The 15,438-nt window shown below is 71.8% G+C and carries 17 protein-coding genes; 4 read left to right on the forward strand and 13 right to left on the reverse strand.

What is annotated here, in order from left to right:
- Positions 1–24 precede the first annotated feature (24 nt).
- Together rdgB and rph are read right to left on the reverse strand one after the other, a co-directional pair.
- The gene (gene rdgB, locus ACF3NS_RS14945) at positions 25–627 is read right to left on the reverse strand and encodes an RdgB/HAM1 family non-canonical purine NTP pyrophosphatase (RefSeq protein WP_392467052.1); all 603 of its coding nucleotides are present in this window, start codon (positions 625–627) and stop codon (positions 25–27) included.
- Positions 624–1,373, reverse strand: coding sequence for a ribonuclease PH (gene rph / locus ACF3NS_RS14950; RefSeq protein ID WP_154592628.1), 750 nt, complete (start codon positions 1,371–1,373; stop codon positions 624–626). The genes rdgB and rph overlap by 4 nt, the downstream gene beginning before the upstream one ends.
- A gap of 84 nt (positions 1,374–1,457) precedes the next feature.
- Between rph and ACF3NS_RS14955 the strand changes: the two genes are divergently transcribed.
- Positions 1,458–3,695: an MMPL family transporter gene (locus tag ACF3NS_RS14955; protein ID WP_392467054.1), complete on the forward strand. Its 2,238-nt coding sequence runs from the start codon at positions 1,458–1,460 to the stop codon at positions 3,693–3,695.
- Between the two features lie 37 nt (positions 3,696–3,732).
- On the opposite strand, the gene ACF3NS_RS14960 is transcribed toward ACF3NS_RS14955, so the two are convergent.
- Positions 3,733–4,587 carry a TetR/AcrR family transcriptional regulator gene (locus ACF3NS_RS14960; protein WP_392469140.1) on the reverse strand — a complete coding sequence of 285 codons (855 nt, stop codon included), beginning with the start codon at positions 4,585–4,587 and terminating at the stop codon, positions 3,733–3,735.
- A 110-nt stretch (positions 4,588–4,697) separates the two neighbouring features.
- On the opposite strand from ACF3NS_RS14960, the gene ACF3NS_RS14965 reads away from it, so the two are divergent.
- Positions 4,698–5,099: a cytochrome b5 domain-containing protein gene (locus ACF3NS_RS14965; protein ID WP_392467056.1), complete on the forward strand. Its 402-nt coding sequence runs from the start codon at positions 4,698–4,700 to the stop codon at positions 5,097–5,099.
- A gap of 219 nt (positions 5,100–5,318) precedes the next feature.
- Here the strand turns inward: ACF3NS_RS14965 and ACF3NS_RS14970 are convergent, their stop codons facing one another.
- The 9 genes from ACF3NS_RS14970 to ACF3NS_RS15010 all read right to left on the reverse strand — a co-directional run bounded on the left by ACF3NS_RS14970 (position 5,319) and on the right by ACF3NS_RS15010 (position 12,746).
- Positions 5,319–6,092, reverse strand: a complete 774-nt coding sequence (locus ACF3NS_RS14970; RefSeq protein ID WP_392467058.1) for an MBL fold metallo-hydrolase — start codon at positions 6,090–6,092, stop codon at positions 5,319–5,321.
- On the reverse strand, positions 6,089–6,895 hold the full coding sequence (gene murI / locus ACF3NS_RS14975) for a glutamate racemase (protein ID WP_288798759.1): 807 nt from the start codon (positions 6,893–6,895) through the stop codon (positions 6,089–6,091). Before murI ends, ACF3NS_RS14970 begins: the two co-directional genes overlap by 4 nt.
- Before the next feature lie 28 nt (positions 6,896–6,923).
- A complete protein-coding gene (locus ACF3NS_RS14980; RefSeq protein WP_154592631.1) occupies positions 6,924–7,760 on the reverse strand; it encodes an amino acid ABC transporter ATP-binding protein in 837 nt (278 codons plus the stop codon).
- An 11-nt stretch (positions 7,761–7,771) separates the two neighbouring features.
- The gene (locus ACF3NS_RS14985) at positions 7,772–8,761 is read right to left on the reverse strand and encodes an amino acid ABC transporter permease (protein ID WP_392467060.1); all 990 of its coding nucleotides are present in this window, start codon (positions 8,759–8,761) and stop codon (positions 7,772–7,774) included.
- 3 nt (positions 8,762–8,764) lie between these two features.
- Positions 8,765–9,691, reverse strand: a complete 927-nt coding sequence (locus ACF3NS_RS14990; protein ID WP_392467062.1) for an ABC transporter substrate-binding protein — start codon at positions 9,689–9,691, stop codon at positions 8,765–8,767.
- Positions 9,692–9,856: 165 nt separating this feature from the next.
- Positions 9,857–10,447: a DUF2017 domain-containing protein gene (locus tag ACF3NS_RS14995; RefSeq protein ID WP_154592633.1), complete on the reverse strand. Its 591-nt coding sequence runs from the start codon at positions 10,445–10,447 to the stop codon at positions 9,857–9,859.
- Entirely contained in the window at positions 10,448–10,738 is a 291-nt protein-coding gene (gene clpS / locus ACF3NS_RS15000) for an ATP-dependent Clp protease adapter ClpS (RefSeq protein ID WP_154592634.1), read from the reverse strand.
- Between the two features lie 10 nt (positions 10,739–10,748).
- On the reverse strand, positions 10,749–11,219 hold the full coding sequence (locus ACF3NS_RS15005; protein WP_392467064.1) for a DUF779 domain-containing protein: 471 nt from the start codon (positions 11,217–11,219) through the stop codon (positions 10,749–10,751).
- Positions 11,220–11,222: 3 nt separating this feature from the next.
- Positions 11,223–12,746 carry an aldehyde dehydrogenase family protein gene (locus ACF3NS_RS15010; protein WP_392467065.1) on the reverse strand — a complete coding sequence of 508 codons (1,524 nt, stop codon included), beginning with the start codon at positions 12,744–12,746 and terminating at the stop codon, positions 11,223–11,225.
- A gap of 250 nt (positions 12,747–12,996) precedes the next feature.
- Here ACF3NS_RS15010 and ACF3NS_RS15015 point away from each other — a divergent pair, with 250 nt between their 5' ends.
- Together ACF3NS_RS15015 and ACF3NS_RS15020 are read left to right on the forward strand one after the other, a co-directional pair.
- Positions 12,997–14,256, forward strand: a complete 1,260-nt coding sequence (locus ACF3NS_RS15015; RefSeq protein WP_392469141.1) for a nicotinate phosphoribosyltransferase — start codon at positions 12,997–12,999, stop codon at positions 14,254–14,256.
- 3 nt (positions 14,257–14,259) lie between these two features.
- Positions 14,260–14,919, forward strand: coding sequence for an isochorismatase family protein (locus ACF3NS_RS15020; RefSeq protein WP_392467068.1), 660 nt, complete (start codon positions 14,260–14,262; stop codon positions 14,917–14,919).
- A 119-nt stretch (positions 14,920–15,038) separates the two neighbouring features.
- Here ACF3NS_RS15020 and ACF3NS_RS15025 read toward each other — a convergent pair whose 3' ends face one another.
- Positions 15,039–15,410: a hypothetical protein gene (locus ACF3NS_RS15025; RefSeq protein ID WP_392467069.1), complete on the reverse strand. Its 372-nt coding sequence runs from the start codon at positions 15,408–15,410 to the stop codon at positions 15,039–15,041.
- Between the last annotated feature and the right edge of the window lie 28 nt (positions 15,411–15,438).

The raw sequence follows: 15,438 nt of genomic DNA on the forward strand, positions 1-15,438 counted from the left end.
GGCTCGTCGGCAGCTCGGCGCGAGTCAGCCCACCAGGCGAGCGATCTCAGGCGCCAGCGCACGAAAGGCCTTGCCGCGGTGGGAGATCGCGTTCTTGTCCTCGGCGGTGAGCTCGGCGGCGGTGCGGGTGTCGCCCTCGACCTGCAGGATCGGGTCGTAGCCGAAACCGTTGCTGCCGCGCGGCGCTCGCGTCAGCGTCCCCGGGAAGTCGCCCTCGCGGCAGACGGTCGTCCCGTCCGGCAGCGCCAGCACCGCCGCGCACCGGAAGCGCGCCCCACGGTGCTCGTCCGGCACGTCGGCGAGCTGGTCCAGCAGGAGTCGCAGGTTGGCTGCGTCGTCCCCGTGCCGACCCGACCAGCGGGCCGAGAACACGCCGGGAGCACCGCCGAGGACGTCGACGGCCAGGCCCGAGTCGTCAGCGACGGCAGGCAGATTCGTCATGCGGGCGGCGTAGGTGGCCTTGAGCGTGGCGTTGGCCTCGAAGGTCACACCCGACTCGACGACGTCCTCCAGGTCGTGGAACTCCCCCAGCCCGACCACCTCGACGTCGGGCAGCGACTCCCGCAGGATCGTCTCGAGCTCACGGATCTTGCCGACGTTGCGGGTGGCGAGGACGACCCGGCTCACTGGACGCGCTCCCGCGGGGTCTCGGCCAGGGCCGCCTGCTGCAGGCGGGTGAGCTCGGCGCACCCGGCCGTGGCCAGCTCGAGCAGGGCGTCCAGCGTCGCCTTGTCGAAGGGCTCGGCCTCGGCGGTGCCCTGCACCTCGACGAAGCGGCCGTCGCCGGTCATCACGACGTTCATGTCGGTGTCGGCAGTCGAGTCCTCGGGGTAGTCCAGGTCGAGCACCGGCACCCCCTTGACCACACCGACCGAGACCGCGGCGACCGAGTCGCGCAGGGGCGTCGCGCCCCGGCGGATCGCGCCGCTCGTGACCCCACCCGCGATGGCGTCGGCGAGGGCGACATATGCGCCGGTGATCGCGGCCGTGCGGGTCCCGCCGTCGGCCTGCAGCACGTCGCAGTCCAGGACGATGGTGTTCTCCCCCAGCTGGTCCAGGTCGACCACGGCCCGCAGCGAGCGCCCGACCAGGCGGGAGATCTCGTGCGTGCGACCGCCGATCTTGCCCTTGACCGACTCGCGGTCCGAGCGGGTGTTGGTCGAGCGCGGCAGCATGGCGTACTCCGCCGTGACCCAGCCGCGGCCCTGACCCTTGAGCCAGCGCGGCACCCCCTCGGTGAAGCTCGCCGCGCACAGCACCCTGGTCCGCCCGAACTCCACGAGCACCGATCCCTCGGCGTGGTCCAGCCAGTTGCGGGTGATGCGGACGTCGCGGAGCTGGTCGGGCGTGCGCCCGTCGTGGCGTGCAGTCATGGGCCTCAGCCTATCGAGCCCGTATGCCGTCCCCGGCTCGCGTGGCGACGCGCGCATCCACCCGTCATTTGTTTCACTGGTGGAATGAGTGCCCAGCCTGGTCGTCATCGCCCCCGCCGTTCCGGGACCGCAGGACCGCGACCGGGCCGGTGGCTGCTCGCCGCCCTGGCGGTGGTCGTCGCCTGGCTCGCCGTCGGTGGGATCGGCGGACCCAAGGTCGGCGGCCTGTCCTCGGTGCAGCGCAATGACCAGGCAGCCTTCCTGCCCGCGAGCGCCGAGTCGACCAAGGCCCGCGAGGTCGCCGAGCGGTTCCAGGAGCAGTCGACGCTGCCGTTCTTCGTCGTGGTCGAGCGCGAGGCCGGGCTCACGGCCGACGACCGGGCCGCGGCGCGGCGCTATGTCGACTCGATCCCTTCGCTGACCCTGCCGGGGGCTCCTCAGGTCACGCTGCGGTCCCTGCTCGCCGGGCCCACGGTCGCCATCCCCTCCCCGGACGGCAAGGCGCTGCTCGTCCCCGTCACCGTGGACTCCTCCAAGACCGACACCGAGATCGACGGGGTCAAGCCCGTCGGCGCCATCGCCGAGGCGCTGCGCACCCAGCGCGACACGGTCCTGTCGTCGTCGGGGTTGCAGGCGTATGTCGCCGGCCCCGGCGGCTTCACGGCCGACCTGGTCAAGGCCTTCGGCGGCATCGACGGCGTCCTGCTGCTCGTGGCGCTCGGCGTGGTGCTCGTGATCCTGCTCGTCGTCTACCGCAGCCCGGTCCTGCCCTTTGCGGTGCTGGCCACCGCGATCTTCGGCCTGGCGGCGGCCGGCCTCGTGATCTACCCGCTCGCCGAGGGCGGCCACCTCACCCTCTCCGGGCAGAGCCAGGGCATCCTGTCGATCCTCGTGGTGGGCGCGGCGACGGACTACGCGCTGCTGCTGGTAGCGCGCTACAAGGAGGAGCTGCACGACCACGAGAGCCACTGGACCGCGATGGCCCGCGCCTGGCGGGGCACGGTCGAGCCGATCGCCGCCTCCGGCGGCACCGTCATCCTCGGCCTGCTGTGCCTGCTCCTGTCCGACCTCGGCAACAACGCCAGCCTCGGACCGATCGGGGCGCTCGGCATCGTCGGCGCCATGCTCGCCGCCCTGACCTTCCTGCCCGCGGTACTGCTGCTCGCCGGGCGGCGCATCTTCTGGCCGGCGATCCCGCGCGTCGACCACGTTCACGCCGAGGACGGGATCGGCGCACCGACGACCCCCTCGGGCGCAGCTGCGCGACCCGGCATGTGGGGCCGGGTCGCCGGCCTGGTCGGTCGGCACCCGCGCCGGGCCTGGGTGCTGTCGGCGCTGGGGCTCGCCGTGTGCGCGGCCTTCGTGCCGGTGCTGCGCGCGGACGGCGCACCCCAGTCCAGCTACTTCACCACCGAGGTCGAGTCGGTCACCGGCAACAAGGCGCTGGCCCGCCACTTCCCCGGCGGCTCCGGGTCGCCGGTCCAGGTCATCGTGCCCGCCGCCTCGGCCGCCCAGGTCGCGGCGGCGGTGCGGGGCGTCGACGGGGTGGCGTCCGTGGTCCCGCTCACGGACCAGGCGGGCAGCACGGGTGGCGGACGGCCCGACCAGGGCCAGCCGCCCAAGGTCGTCGACGGGCGTGTGCTGCTCCAGGCCACGACCACACCGGCCGCCGACACCCCGGCCGCGCAGGGCGTCGTGCGCGGCATACGGGCCGTCGTGCACCCCATCTCCTCCGACGCCCTCGTCGGGGGCATCGCCGCCCAGGGGCTCGACTCGCGGGACGCCGGGGTGCACGACCTGCGGACCGTTGGGCCCGCCATCTTGCTCGTGGTCTTCGTCGTGCTGGTGATCCTGCTGCGCTCGGCCGTCGCGCCGGTGCTCCTGACCCTGGCCAACGTGCTGAGCTTCGCGGCCACCATGGGGGTCTTCGCGGTGCTGTTCACGTGGGTGCTGGACTACCCGGGCTTCGACCCGACGGTGCCGCTCTACGGGTTCGTCTTCCTGGTCGCGCTCGGGATCGACTACTCGATCTTCCTGATGACGCGGGTGCGCGAGGAGAGCCGGAGGCGCGGGACCCGCGAGGGCGTCCTGGTCGGCCTCGCCGTCACCGGCGGCGTCATCACGAGCGCGGGGATCGTGCTGGCCGCGACCTTCTCGGCGCTGGGGGTGCTGCCGCTGAGCTTCCTGGTGCAGATCGCGTTCATCGTGGCGTTCGGCGTGCTGCTGGACACCTTCGTGGTGCGGTCTCTGCTGGTGCCGGCGCTGGTGCGCGAGCTCGGCGACCGCACCTGGTGGCCCTCCGCCCTGTCCCGCCGGGGGTAGAGGCATCGACCGGCCTCCGTCCCCCAGGCTGATGCCCTTACCCCCGGCGGGTCTTGGGGCGGTCGGCGAGCGGGCCTGAGGCTGGGGCCACGGGCCGTGATGGACCGGACAGCAGCTCCGCGACCTCACCCTCGAGCCTGGCCAGGAGGCCCTCGATCGTCGCGTCGTCCCAGGCCAGGTCGGGGTCCGGCTCGAGATGGCTGAGCAGCAGACCCACGAGCAGCCGCTCGGGGTCGGACCAGTCCGCCTCCTGCGACGACCCCAGCAACCGAGCCGTATGCCGCTCGTCGAGCCACCCCGGTCGCGGCAACGCCCGCAGCACCACGCCGGTCATCATCGCCCCGGTGGCGCCGGCCAGGGCCCGGAAGCCCGCGTCCCCCTCCAGCGGCGGCGCCAGGCGATAGCCGATCAGCCCGACGAGGTGGGCATAGATCGCGGTCCGCCGGGTGGTGAAGGCATCCTCGGCCTCGGCGAGGGCCTCACCGACCGCGTCGCGGACGCCGCCCTCGGGCAGACCCTGATAGGTCGCCGCCAGCGACACGAAGGTGCGCCAGCGCGGGGAGGCGACGATGCGTCGTACGTCCAGGTCGACCGCGACCCGCAGCGCCTCGACGACCAGGTCCCGCCGACCCTGCGCGCTGCCGAGGCGGGGCCGGTGACCCCGGACGACCTCGAGCAGGCGGGCCAGGTCCCGCTCGGTCTCGGGGATCAGCGAGGTGCGCCGCACGGTCTCCACCAGCACGTCGGCCAGGAAGGCCTCACGGCTGGACCAGCGCCGGTATGCCGTGGCGCGGGAGACGCCGGCCTCCGCGATCACGGCCTCCATGCCGACATCGGCGAGGCTCACCGTCATGCCGTGCGCCTCGATCCGGGCGACGGCGACGTCGAGCATGCGGTCCACGACGGGGTCCTCCCCTCGTGGTCGGGGACGGGTGGGGGATCCCCCTGATGCTGGCGCGCGCGTCATGCGACATAGTGTCTCACAGAAGGGCATGAGACACCGTGTCTCGCCCGGGAGAGGACATCGTGCGCACCTGGATCATCGTCACCGTCGTCGTCGTGGCCGTGCTGGCCGCGTCGGCGTTCTACCTGCTTCGGCCCAACCCCAACGTGGGGGACGAGTCCAAGCTGGAGCGGACCTACTCCGTCGAGGAGCAACGGCGCCTCGACACGGTCACCGTCACGGGCGCCGAGCTGGCGGCGGCCACCTGCCTGGACGGCGCTCGCTGCTACGTCGCCGTGCAGGACGTCGTCTACGACATGAGCGGCTTCCCTTCGTGGATCAAGCAGGGGCGTCATCACGGGCTCCAGGCGGGGACGGACGCCACGGCGGCCTTCGTCAGGTCGGGGCACGCCAGGGACAAGCTGCAGTCGATGCCGGTGGTGGGTCGCCTGCACCGTTGATGCCCCTACCGGGGGCCGGATCATCAGCCTGGCGAACGAAGGCCGGTCGATGCCCCTACCCCCGGCGGGATCATCAGCCTGGCGAACGAAGGCCGGTCGATGCCCCTACCCCCGGCGGGATCATCAGCCTGGCGAACGAAGGCCGGTCGATGCCCCTACCCCCGGCGGGATCATCAGCCTGGCGAACGAAGGCCGGTCGATGCCCCTACCCCCGGTAGGTCAGAGTGGGTAGGTGCGCTCGGGCTCCGCGAGCTCGACCTCGCCCGTCCACACCGACGCGGCCTGGGCGCGGCACACCTGCGGGTCGTTCCAGGACGGGATGTGCGTCAGCATCAGCCGCTGCACCCCTCCGGCCTCCACCGCGGCGGCAGCGGCCCGCGACCCGGTCAGGTGGATGTCGCGCGTGTCGTCCCGACCGTCCACGAAGGCCGAGTCGGCCAGCACCAGCGTGGCCCCCGCGAACAGCTCCGACAGCTCGGGGCAGGAGTCGGTGTCGCCGCTGTAGGCCAGCACCTGGCCGTCCGCCTCCACGCGCAGCCCATAGGCCTCGACCGGGTGGTTGACCGGCACCGGCGTCACCGTGAACGGCCCGATCCGGACGGGCCGACGGGCCTCCCACTCGCGATAGTCCAGCTGCCCGGCCAGCGCCGACCCCTCCCCGCCGCCGTAGGCCTCGGCCATCCGGCGCTCCACACCACGGGGGCCGTGCACCGGCAACCGTCCGTCGTCCGCACCCCGCGACGGGGCGTACTTGCGCGTGACGTAGAGCCCGCACACGTCGAGGCAGTGGTCGGGGTGCAGGTGCGACAGCAGCACCGCGTCGAGCGCGTCGAGGGCCAGGTGACGCTGCAGCACCCCGAGCGCGCCGTTGCCGAGGTCCAGCACGATCGACCAGGTGCGCCCGTCCGCGTCCTCGGCCTGCACCAGGTAGCAGGATGCCGGCGACTGCGGCCCCGGGAAGGACCCCGAGCAGCCGATCACGGTCATTCTCACGGGGCACCTCTGTCGTCGGCGAACACGGTGTCCACCTCGGGGCCGAGGAAGCGACGCGCCAGCCGACGGAACTCCTCGGGGTCGCCGGTGGTGGTGAACCCGTGGGACGGAGGCCCCTGGTCGGATGGTCGCAGCGCGTCACCGTCGGCCAGCACGCGGTAGACGTCCTTGGCAGTCTCCTCGGCGGACGACACCAGTGTCACCGTGTCTCCCATCACATAGGAGATGACGCCGGTGAGCAGCGGGTAGTGCGTGCAGCCGAGGATCAGCGTGTCGACCCCCTGGGCGATGACGGGCTCGAGATAGCCGCGCGCGACGTCGAGCACCTCGTGACCGCCCGTGACCCCGGACTCGACGAGCTCCACGAACCGCGGGCACGGCTGGCTGACCACGCGGATCTGCGGCGCCGCCGCGAACGCGTCCGGGTAGGCCCGGCTCTGGTGCGTCCCGCGGGTCGAGATGACGCCGACGACGTCGTTGCGGGTGGCGGCGGCGGCGCGTCGCACGGCCGGCCGGATGACCTCCACCACGGGCACGGCATACCGCTCACGCGCGTCGTGCAGGACCGCGGCGCTGGCGGTGTTGCAGGCGATCACGAGGACCTTGACGCCGTGGTCGACCAGCCGGTCGAGGCACTCGAGCGCGAAGCGCCGGGTCTCGGCGATCGGCCGGGGGCCGTATGGCGCCCGCGCCGTGTCACCGAGGTAGGCGATCGACTCGCTCGGCATCTGGTCGAGCACGGCCCGGGCGACCGTGAGGCCCCCATAGCCGGAGTCGAAGATGCCGATGGGTGCGTCGCTCACCCGACCGAGGATAGAGGCTGGTGAGGCGTCAGCCGTCGTGCGACTCCGACCGCATCCGCGACAGGAAGGCACGGGTGCGGTCGTGCTGCGGGTTGCCGATGACCTCGCGCGGCGGCCCCTGCTCGACGACGACCCCGGCGTCCATGAACACGACGTGGTCGGCAACCTCGCGGGCGAAGGCCATCTCGTGCGTCACCACGATCATCGTCATCCCGGACGCGGCGAGCTCGCGCATGACGGTGAGCACCTCGCCCACCAGCTCGGGGTCGAGCGCCGACGTCGGCTCGTCGAAGAGCATCAGCTTGGGCTGCATCGCGAGCGCCCGCGCGATGGCCACGCGCTGCTGCTGACCCCCGGACAGCTGGCCGGGATAGGCGTCGGCCTTCTCGGCAAGGCCGACCCGGTCGAGCAGCTGCACCGCCCGCTCCTTGACCTCGGTCTTGCGCTCGCCCTTGACCTGGACCGGCGCCTCCATGACGTTCGCGAGGACCGTCATGTGCGGGAAGAGGTTGAACCGTTGGAAGACCATGCCGATCTCGCGCCGCTGCGCCGCGACCTGCTTGTCGGTCAGGTGGTGCAGCCGCCCGCCCGCGTCGCGGTAGCCCATGAGGTCCCCGTCGACCCAGATGCGGCCGCCGTCGATGGACTCGAGCTGGTTGATGCAGCGCAGGAAGGTCGTCTTGCCCGACCCGGACGGCCCGAGCAGGCACACGACCTGCCCTTGGCGGACGTCCATGTCGATGCCCTTGAGCACCTCGTTGCCGTGGAACGCCTTGTGGACGTTGACGGCGTGCACCAGAGGTATGCCGTCCCGGCCGGCCCCTCGCGCGTCGCCGTCACGCCCGGTGGCGGCGGGCTCCGTCATACGGCTGCTCATCAGTGGCTCCCCGTGGTCGCGAGCAGCCGCTTGACGGTCTGGTCCTTCTTGCCGGGCGCGCTGCCGAAGCCCTTGCCGAAGTGCCGCTCGAGGTAGTACTGGCCGACCATGAGGATCGAGCACACGACGAGATACCAGCACACGGCCGCCATCATCGTGGGCATGATCTGCAGGGTCCGCTGGCCGATCACCTGGGTCTGGTAGAACAGCTCGGCGCTGATCGGGACGGCCGACAGCAGCGAGGTGTCCTTGACCATGGCGAGGGTCTCGTTGCCGGTGGGCGGCACGATCACGCGCATGGCCTGGGGCAGGACGATCCGGCGCATGGTCTTGCCCGCGGGCATGCCGAGTGCCTGGGCCGCCTCGCGCTGCCCCTGGTCGACGGACAGGATCCCGGCGCGGGCGATCTCGGCCATGTAGGCCGCCTCGGACAGGCCCAGGCCGATGACGCCGGCCCACAGGGTGGACGAGAAGGCGTTGACGTCGATCTGGGTGAGGGTGAGGTCCGTCCCGAGGCCCAGGGCCCCCGCGATCTGCTGGCCGAAGGGCACGCCCAGGGTCAGCTCGGGGTAGAGGTAGCCGACGCCGGTGCCGAGCATGACCAGCAGCACGAGGCGGGGGATGGAGCGGAAGAACCACGTGTAGGCCGCCGCGGTGAAGGTCAGCACCGGGTTGGACGACAACCGCATCACGGCGAGGATCACGCCGAGGGTGACGCCGATGACCATGGCACCGAGCGTGCCGAGGATCGTGCCCATGATGAGGCCGTTGAGCACCGGCTTGTAGTTCATCACCTTGACCATGAACGCCAGGTCCCAGCGCTCGTTGGTGAGGAACGAGCTCACCATCATGGCCAGGAGGACCAGGATGACGGCGACGGCCACCCAGCGCCAGGGGTGCCGGACCGGTCGGGCGTCGATGGCGCCCGGCCGGTCCGTCCTGCTGTCCGGCTGCCCCTGCTGCTGCGGCCTCGAGACGGAGTCAGCCATGGATCAGGGGTTCACCGGGAACTCGGTGACGGCGCCGTTGGCGTTGTTCCACTTGTCCAGGATCTTCTTGTAGTCCCCGGACTTCTCCAGCGCGGCGAAGGCGCCGCCGATGGCGTCCGCGAGGTCCTTCTGGTCCTTGGGGACGACGATGCCGTACGGCGCGGAGTCGTAGAGCTCACCGACCTTCTCCAGCTGGCCGTTGGTCTGCTTGACGGCGTAGTTGGTGATCGGGGAGTCGGCGGCCATGGCGTCGACCTTGCCCGAGGACAGGTCCGCGGTCACCTTGGACTGCTCGGTCTCGACGATCTGGGTGATGGCGGGCTGGCCGCCGTCGGTGCACTTCTTGGAGCGGGCGGTGAGGTCGTCGATCTGGACCGTCCCCTTCTGCACGCCGACCTTGAGGCCGCACGCCTTGGCCGGGTCCACCTGCTTGGGGTTGCCCTTCTTGACCGCCCACAGGGTCCCGGCGTTGAAGTACTGCACCATGTTGACCTTCTGCTTGCGGTCGGCGTTGATCGTGAACGACGAGACGCCGACGTCGAACTTGCCGGAGGTCACGCCGAGGATGATCGACGGGAACTCGGCGTTCTGGAAGTCCGCCTTGAGGCCGAGCTTCTGCGCGGCGGCGGTGAACAGGTCGACGTCCATGCCGGTGACGGTCTTGCCGTCGTCGCCGATGAACTCGTTGGGGGCGTAGGAGGCGTCCGAGCCGACCTTGAGGACGCCGGCCTGCTTGATCTTGGCGGGGACCTTGGCGGCGAGGGCCTGGTCGACGGCCTGGCTGGCGGCGGCGGTGGCCGAGCCGGCGGCGCTGGAGGCCTTGGCGCCCCCCGAGTCGAGCGAGTCCGAGCCGCAGGCGGCGAGGGACAGGGACGAGGCGACCGCCAGGGCGGTGACGACCACCGAGGCGCGAGCGGGACGGATCAGCACGGGGCTACCTCCATGAGCATGAGTGAGCGGTGCTGTGAACCATGCCACGCATGACCATGCGGGACAACGGATCGGGCCCTGGGTGGCCCTGCTGCGCCCGAATCGTGACGTGAGCGGTCGGCGGGGTGCGGCGAGCGGCAGCGGCGGGCGGGAGGCATACGGCGGTCAGCGGACCAGCGCCTCGGCCAGCGTCTCCTGGATCCAGGTCAGGAAGTCATAGAGCGCGGCGGTCTGCACGTGCGGATGGTCCTCGCCGAGCTGCTCGACCAGCTCCTCGAGGGCCGCGGCGTCCGCGTCGGTGCGCAGGCCCAGACGTTCCCCCAGCACGAGCCGCACGTCGGTCAGCGCCACGGTCAGCTGCCCGGCCTGCTGCGTCGTCAGGGTGAGCACCTCGGGGTCGGTGGCGTGCTCCAGCAGCGACACCGCGGCCTCGAGGGTGGCGACCTTGCGCTGCCGCAGCCCCATCTCGGTGAGCCGACGGAACTCCTCGGCCTCCGCGGCGACCTGCGGCCCGTCGTCGCGGCGGGCGTCCGGGAACAACCGTCGCACGGCCGGGTCGACCTGGGGCCGCGGCGGGTCCGCCGACAGTCCCGCCACCGCGTCGGCGAGCGGGTCACCGGTGAGATCCGGGATCGCCGGGCCCATCCCCCGGATCAGGCGCGCCACCTGGGTGAGCAGGCCGGCGAGGAGCTCACGCTCGTCCTCGTCGAGGTGGCCGACGATGCGGTCGCCGTGGCGACGGAAGGCCTGGGCCATCTACTCGTCCTTCTGGTAGGTCGCCCACAGGCCGTAGCCCTGCAGCGCCTCGGTGTCGCGCTCCATCTCGTCGCGCGTGCCCGAACTGACGACCGCGCGCCCCTCGAGGTGGACGTCGAGCATGAGCTTCTCGGACTTGGCCCGGTCGTAGCCGAAGTACTCCTGGAAGACGTAGGTCACGTAGGACATGAGGTTGACCGGGTCGTTCCAGACGAGGGTCACCCACGGCACGTCGGGGACGATGAGCTCGTCCGACTGCGGCTGGTCGAGCTCGACGGGGGCGACGGACATGGTCGCCAGTCTAGGCAGAGTCCTCCGGCAGGGCAGCGGCCCGCTCCTCGTCGGTCAGCAGCCGCGACCGCGTCAGGAAGCGTAGCCCCTCGGGCGACTCCAGCGAGAAGCCCCCGCCCCGCCCGGGGACGGCGTCGATCGTCAGGTGGGTGTGCGCCCACGCCGCGTGCTGCGCCCGCGAGATCCAGACCGGTATGCCGGGAAGCCCCGGGGCCACGAGCCGTCCGAGCAGCATGTCGGCGTCACCGGTGAGGAACTCCCCCTCCGGGTAGCACATCGGGGAGCTGCCGTCGCAGCAGCCGCCGGACTGGTGGAACATCACCGGGCCGTGCCGGTCCACGAGCCGGCGCAGCAGCTCGGCGGCGGCCTCGGTGAGCCCGACCCGCGACGGCGACGGTTGCGGGATCTCGGCATACGACCGCTCCTGCGGAGCCGGGCACACCGCAGGGATGACCGGCTCCGCAGGCTGGGGATCGCTCATGGCCTAGAAGAACCCGAGCTTGTCGGGGCTGTAGGAGACCAGGAGGTTCTTGGTCTGCTGGTAGTGGTCGAGCATCATCTTGTGGTTCTCGCGCCCGATGCCGGACTGCTTGTAGCCGCCGAACGCCGCGTGCGCCGGGTATTGGTGGTAGCAGTTGGTCCACACACGGCCCGCCTGGATCGCGCGGCCCATCGTGTAGGCGCGGTGCATGTGCCGGGTCCACACGCCGGCGCCGAGGCCGTAGAGCGTGTCGTTGGCGGTCGCGAGCGCCTCGACGTCGTCCTCGAACGAGGTCAGGGCGACGACGGGGCCGAAGATCTCCTCCTGGAAGATCCGCATGTCGTTGCGCCCCTCGAAGATCGTGGGCCGGATGTAGAACCCGCCCGCGAGGTCGCCCTCGAGCTCGGCCTTGTCGCCGCCGGTGAGGACCTTGGCGCCCTCCTCGCGACCGATCGCGAGGTAGCTCATGATCTTCTCGAACTGGTCGTTGGAGGCCTGGGCGCCCATCATCGTGTCGGTGTCCAGGGGATTGGCCTGGACGATCGCCTCGACCCGCTTGACCCCGTCGGCGACGAAGCCGTCGTAGATCGAGCGCTGGACGAGGGCGCGCGAGGGGCACGTGCAGATCTCGCCCTGGTTGAGCGCGAACATCGCGAAGCCCTCGAGCGCCTTGTCGTAGAACGCGTCCTTGGTCTGCGCGACGTCCTCGAAGAAGATGTTGGGGCTCTTGCCGCCCAGCTCCAGGGTCACCGGGATGATGTTCTGGCTGGCGTACTGCATGATCAGGCGCCCGGTCGTGGTCTCGCCGGTGAAGGCGATCTTGGCGATGCGCGGGGACGAGGCCAGCGGCTTGCCCGCCTCGACCCCGAAGCCGTTGACGACGTTGACGACGCCCTCGGGGATCAGGTCGCCGATGAGCTCGACCAGCTTGAGGATCGACCACGGTGTCTGCTCGGCCGGCTTGAGGACCACGGCATTGCCCGCGGCGAGGGCCGGGGCGAGCTTCCAGACCGCCATGAGGATCGGGAAGTTCCACGGGATGATCTGCCCGACCACGCCGAGGGGCTCGTGGAAGTGGTAGGCCACCGTCGTCTCGTCGATCTGGCTGATGCCGCCCTCCTGCGCCCGCAGGCACCCTGCGAAGTAGCGGAAGTGGTCGATCGCCAGGGGGATGTCCGCGTTGAGCGTCTCGCGGATCGCCTTGCCGTTGTCCCAGGTCTCGATGACCGCGATGTCCTCGAGGTGCTCCTCCATCCGGTCGGCGATCTTGAGGAGCACGTGCGCGCGGTCGGCGGCGGAGGTCTTGCCCCAGGCCGGCGCCGCCTTATGCGCAGCATCGAGCGCCGCGTCGATGTCATCGGCCGTGCCCCGCGCGACGCTGGTGAAGACCTGACCGGTCACCGGCGTCGGGTTGTCGAAGTACTCGCCCTTGACCGGGTCGGTCCACCGACCCCCGATCCAGTGGCCGTAGCGCTCCTTGATCTCGATCGAGGACTCGCTGCTGCCGGGCTGCGGATAGACGCTCATGGATGCTCCCAACGTCGTTGGTGGGTCGGTGGTCGATCGTTGCGGGTCGTCGGTGGCCGCGCTGGGCGTGACCGGGGTCACCACGCTACGACAGACCCGGGGCCCGCGCCCGAGGGACGACGCGCCCAGAGGCTGGGCGGGGCGGCATACGGCCACTGCCTCCCCCGCCAGGGAGGGTCCGGTTAGAGTGCGTCGCGTGACTCGCAACGTGGCCGGCACGGCCCTCCTCACCGATCACTACGAGCTGACGATGCTGCAGGCCGCCCTGCACTCGGGCGCGGCCCACCGCGACTGCGTGTTCGAGGTGTTCGCGCGTCGGCTGCCGGACGGGCGTCGCTACGGGGTCGTCGCCGGGACCGGTCGGGTGGTGGAGGCCATCCGCGACTTCCGCTTCGGCGAGGACGAGATCGCGTTCCTGCGGGACAACGCCGTGGTGGACGAGGCGACCCTGGACTACCTGGCCTCCTATCGCTTCACCGGCGACGTCTGGGGCTACGCCGAGGGCGAGGTCTACTTCCCCGGCTCGCCGTTGCTCGTCGTCGAGGGGACGTTCGCGCAGGCCTGCATCCTGGAGACGCTCGTCCTGTCGATCATGAACCACGACTCCGCCATCGCCGGCGCCGGGTCACGCATGGTCACCGCCGCCGAGGAGCGCCCGCTCATCGAGATGGGCTCGCGGCGCACCCACGAGGAGGCCGCGGTGGCGGCGGCGCGGGCGGCCTACATCGTGGGGTTCGGCAAGACCTCCAACCTCGAGGCGGGCCGGCGTTACGGCGTGCCGACGGCCGGCACGTCCGCCCACTCGTTCACCCTCCTGCACGACAGCGAGTCCGGCGCCTTCCAGGCGCAGCTCGAGTCCCTCGGCAAGGGCACCACGCTGCTGGTCGACACGTATGACGTCCGCTCCGCCGTCGCCGAGGCCGTCCGACTGGCGGGGCCCGAGCTGGGCGGTGTGCGGCTGGACTCCGGCGACCTTGTGGCCCAGGCCCGCGAGGTGCGTCTGCAGCTCGACGAGCTCGGCGCGACCACGACCCGGATCACCGTGACCTCCGACCTCGACGAGTACGCCATCGCCGCGCTGGCCGCCGCCCCCGTCGACGGCTACGGGGTGGGGACGTCGCTGGTCACGGGGTCCGGCGCGCCCACCGCCGGCATGGTCTACAAGCTCGTCGCCCGCAAGGACGACGACGGCACCTGGGTCTCGGTGGCCAAGGCCTCGAGGTCCAAGACCTCGGTCGGTGGCCGCAAGTACGCCCTGCGGCGCCTCGACGAGCGCGGCGCGGCGCAGGCCGAGGTGATCGGGATCGGAGAGCGGCCGGTCAACGACGGCAACGACCGTGAGCTCCTCGTGCCGCTGATGCGCGGGGGCGAGGCCGTGGGCGACCTGTCCCTCGAGGCCGCACGGGCACGGCACGAGGCCTCGGTGGCCGAGCTGCCGGCACGCGCTCGCCGCCTGTCGCGTGGCGAGCCGGCCATCCCGACCCAGTACGTCGACGGCGTGGAGGACTGAGCCATGACGGTGGGGACGGATCGGGACACGGCGACCGGCGGGGAGCCGGGGGCGTCGCGAGCGGACGGGGTCGACGAGAGCCGCGCGCTGCTGATCGTGGACGTGCAGGGCGACTTCTGCGAGGGCGGGTCCCTGGCCGTGGCCGGTGGCGCCGCGGTGGCGCGAGACGTCGCCTCGCTCGTGCTCTCCCGCGAGGGCCGGTATGCCGCCGTCGTCGCCACCCAGGACTGGCACGAGGACCCCGGTGGGCACTGGGCGCCGCAGCCGGACTACGTCGACACGTGGCCGGTGCACTGCGCCGCGGGCTCGTCGGGGGCGGACTTCCACGAGGGGCTGCGCCCGGCGCTCGGGTCCGTGGACGCCGTCGTGCGCAAGGGCCGACGGTCCGCCGCGTACTCGGGCTTCGAGGGGGTCACGGACGACGGAGAGACCCTCGCGCAGTGGCTCTCGTCGCGCGGGATCACCGCGGTGGACTGCGTGGGGATCGCCACCGACCACTGCGTCCGGGCGACCGCCCTGGACGCGGCGTCGGCCGGGCTGCAGACCCGTGTGCTGCTCGACCTGACGGCGGGCGTCGCCCCGGACACCACCGAGCGGGCGCTCGACGAGCTGCGCGCGGCCGGCGTGGAGCTGGTCGGCGCCCCGCGCCTCGGGCCTGCCTGAGGTCGTCCGCCTCGCCCGCGCTCGCCCCGCCGAGCCCGTCTCACCCTGCAGCACGAGACCACTCCGGCACGGCGAGACCACCACCTGACAGCGCGTGCACCGCGTGACGACCGGTGACCTCAGGTGGTGTCGGGGAGGATCATGGCGATGACGTCCGGTGCTGCGGGCTGCAGCCACGACGGGCGGGCCCGTCCGACCTCGACCCACCCGAGCCGGGGATACATGGCGTAGGCGCGCTCGACCTCCCCCGCCGGGCCGTCCTGAGGTCGGCGGGCGGATACCACGGCGACATGGCCGAGCAGCTCGCCGTCCCGTTCGGCCACGAAGGCGGCCAGCTCCCCCTCCCGCCGCACGAACTCCTGCGGCGGGAAGGGCAGCGGGTTGCGGTAGGAATAGCCAGACGTGGGCTGCTGCTCGATCAGCAGCCGCGCCAGCTCGGGGACGTCCTCGTCCCGGCGGGGTCGGATGCTCGGGACCGGTCTGGGGTGCACGGTCGCAGGCTAGCGCCCGTCCCACCTC

The sequence above is a fragment of the Arsenicicoccus cauae genome (genome assembly GCF_043162025.1).
In the GTDB taxonomy this organism is placed as follows: Bacteria; Actinomycetota; Actinomycetes; order Actinomycetales; family Dermatophilaceae; genus Arsenicicoccus; species Arsenicicoccus cauae.

Bases quoted from the DNA above. Each gene is read 5' to 3' on its own strand.
- rph (WP_154592628.1), bottom strand. From the start codon at position 1,373: ATGACTGCACGCCACGACGGGCGCACGCCCGACCAGCTCCGCGACGTC.
- ACF3NS_RS14955 (WP_392467054.1), top strand. From the start codon at position 1,458: ATGAGTGCCCAGCCTGGTCGTCATCGCCCCCGCCGTTCCGGGACCGCA.
- ACF3NS_RS14960 (WP_392469140.1), bottom strand. From the start codon at position 4,587: ATGCTCGACGTCGCCGTCGCCCGGATCGAGGCGCACGGCATGACGGTG.
- ACF3NS_RS14980 (WP_154592631.1), bottom strand. From the start codon at position 7,760: ATGACGGAGCCCGCCGCCACCGGGCGTGACGGCGACGCGCGAGGGGCC.
- ACF3NS_RS14985 (WP_392467060.1), bottom strand. From the start codon at position 8,761: ATGGCTGACTCCGTCTCGAGGCCGCAGCAGCAGGGGCAGCCGGACAGC.
- ACF3NS_RS14995 (WP_154592633.1), bottom strand. From the start codon at position 10,447: ATGGCCCAGGCCTTCCGTCGCCACGGCGACCGCATCGTCGGCCACCTC.
- clpS (WP_154592634.1), bottom strand. From the start codon at position 10,738: ATGTCCGTCGCCCCCGTCGAGCTCGACCAGCCGCAGTCGGACGAGCTC.
- ACF3NS_RS15005 (WP_392467064.1), bottom strand. From the start codon at position 11,219: ATGAGCGATCCCCAGCCTGCGGAGCCGGTCATCCCTGCGGTGTGCCCG.
- ACF3NS_RS15010 (WP_392467065.1), bottom strand. From the start codon at position 12,746: ATGAGCGTCTATCCGCAGCCCGGCAGCAGCGAGTCCTCGATCGAGATC.
- ACF3NS_RS15015 (WP_392469141.1), top strand. From the start codon at position 12,997: ATGCTGCAGGCCGCCCTGCACTCGGGCGCGGCCCACCGCGACTGCGTG.
- ACF3NS_RS15020 (WP_392467068.1), top strand. From the start codon at position 14,260: ATGACGGTGGGGACGGATCGGGACACGGCGACCGGCGGGGAGCCGGGG.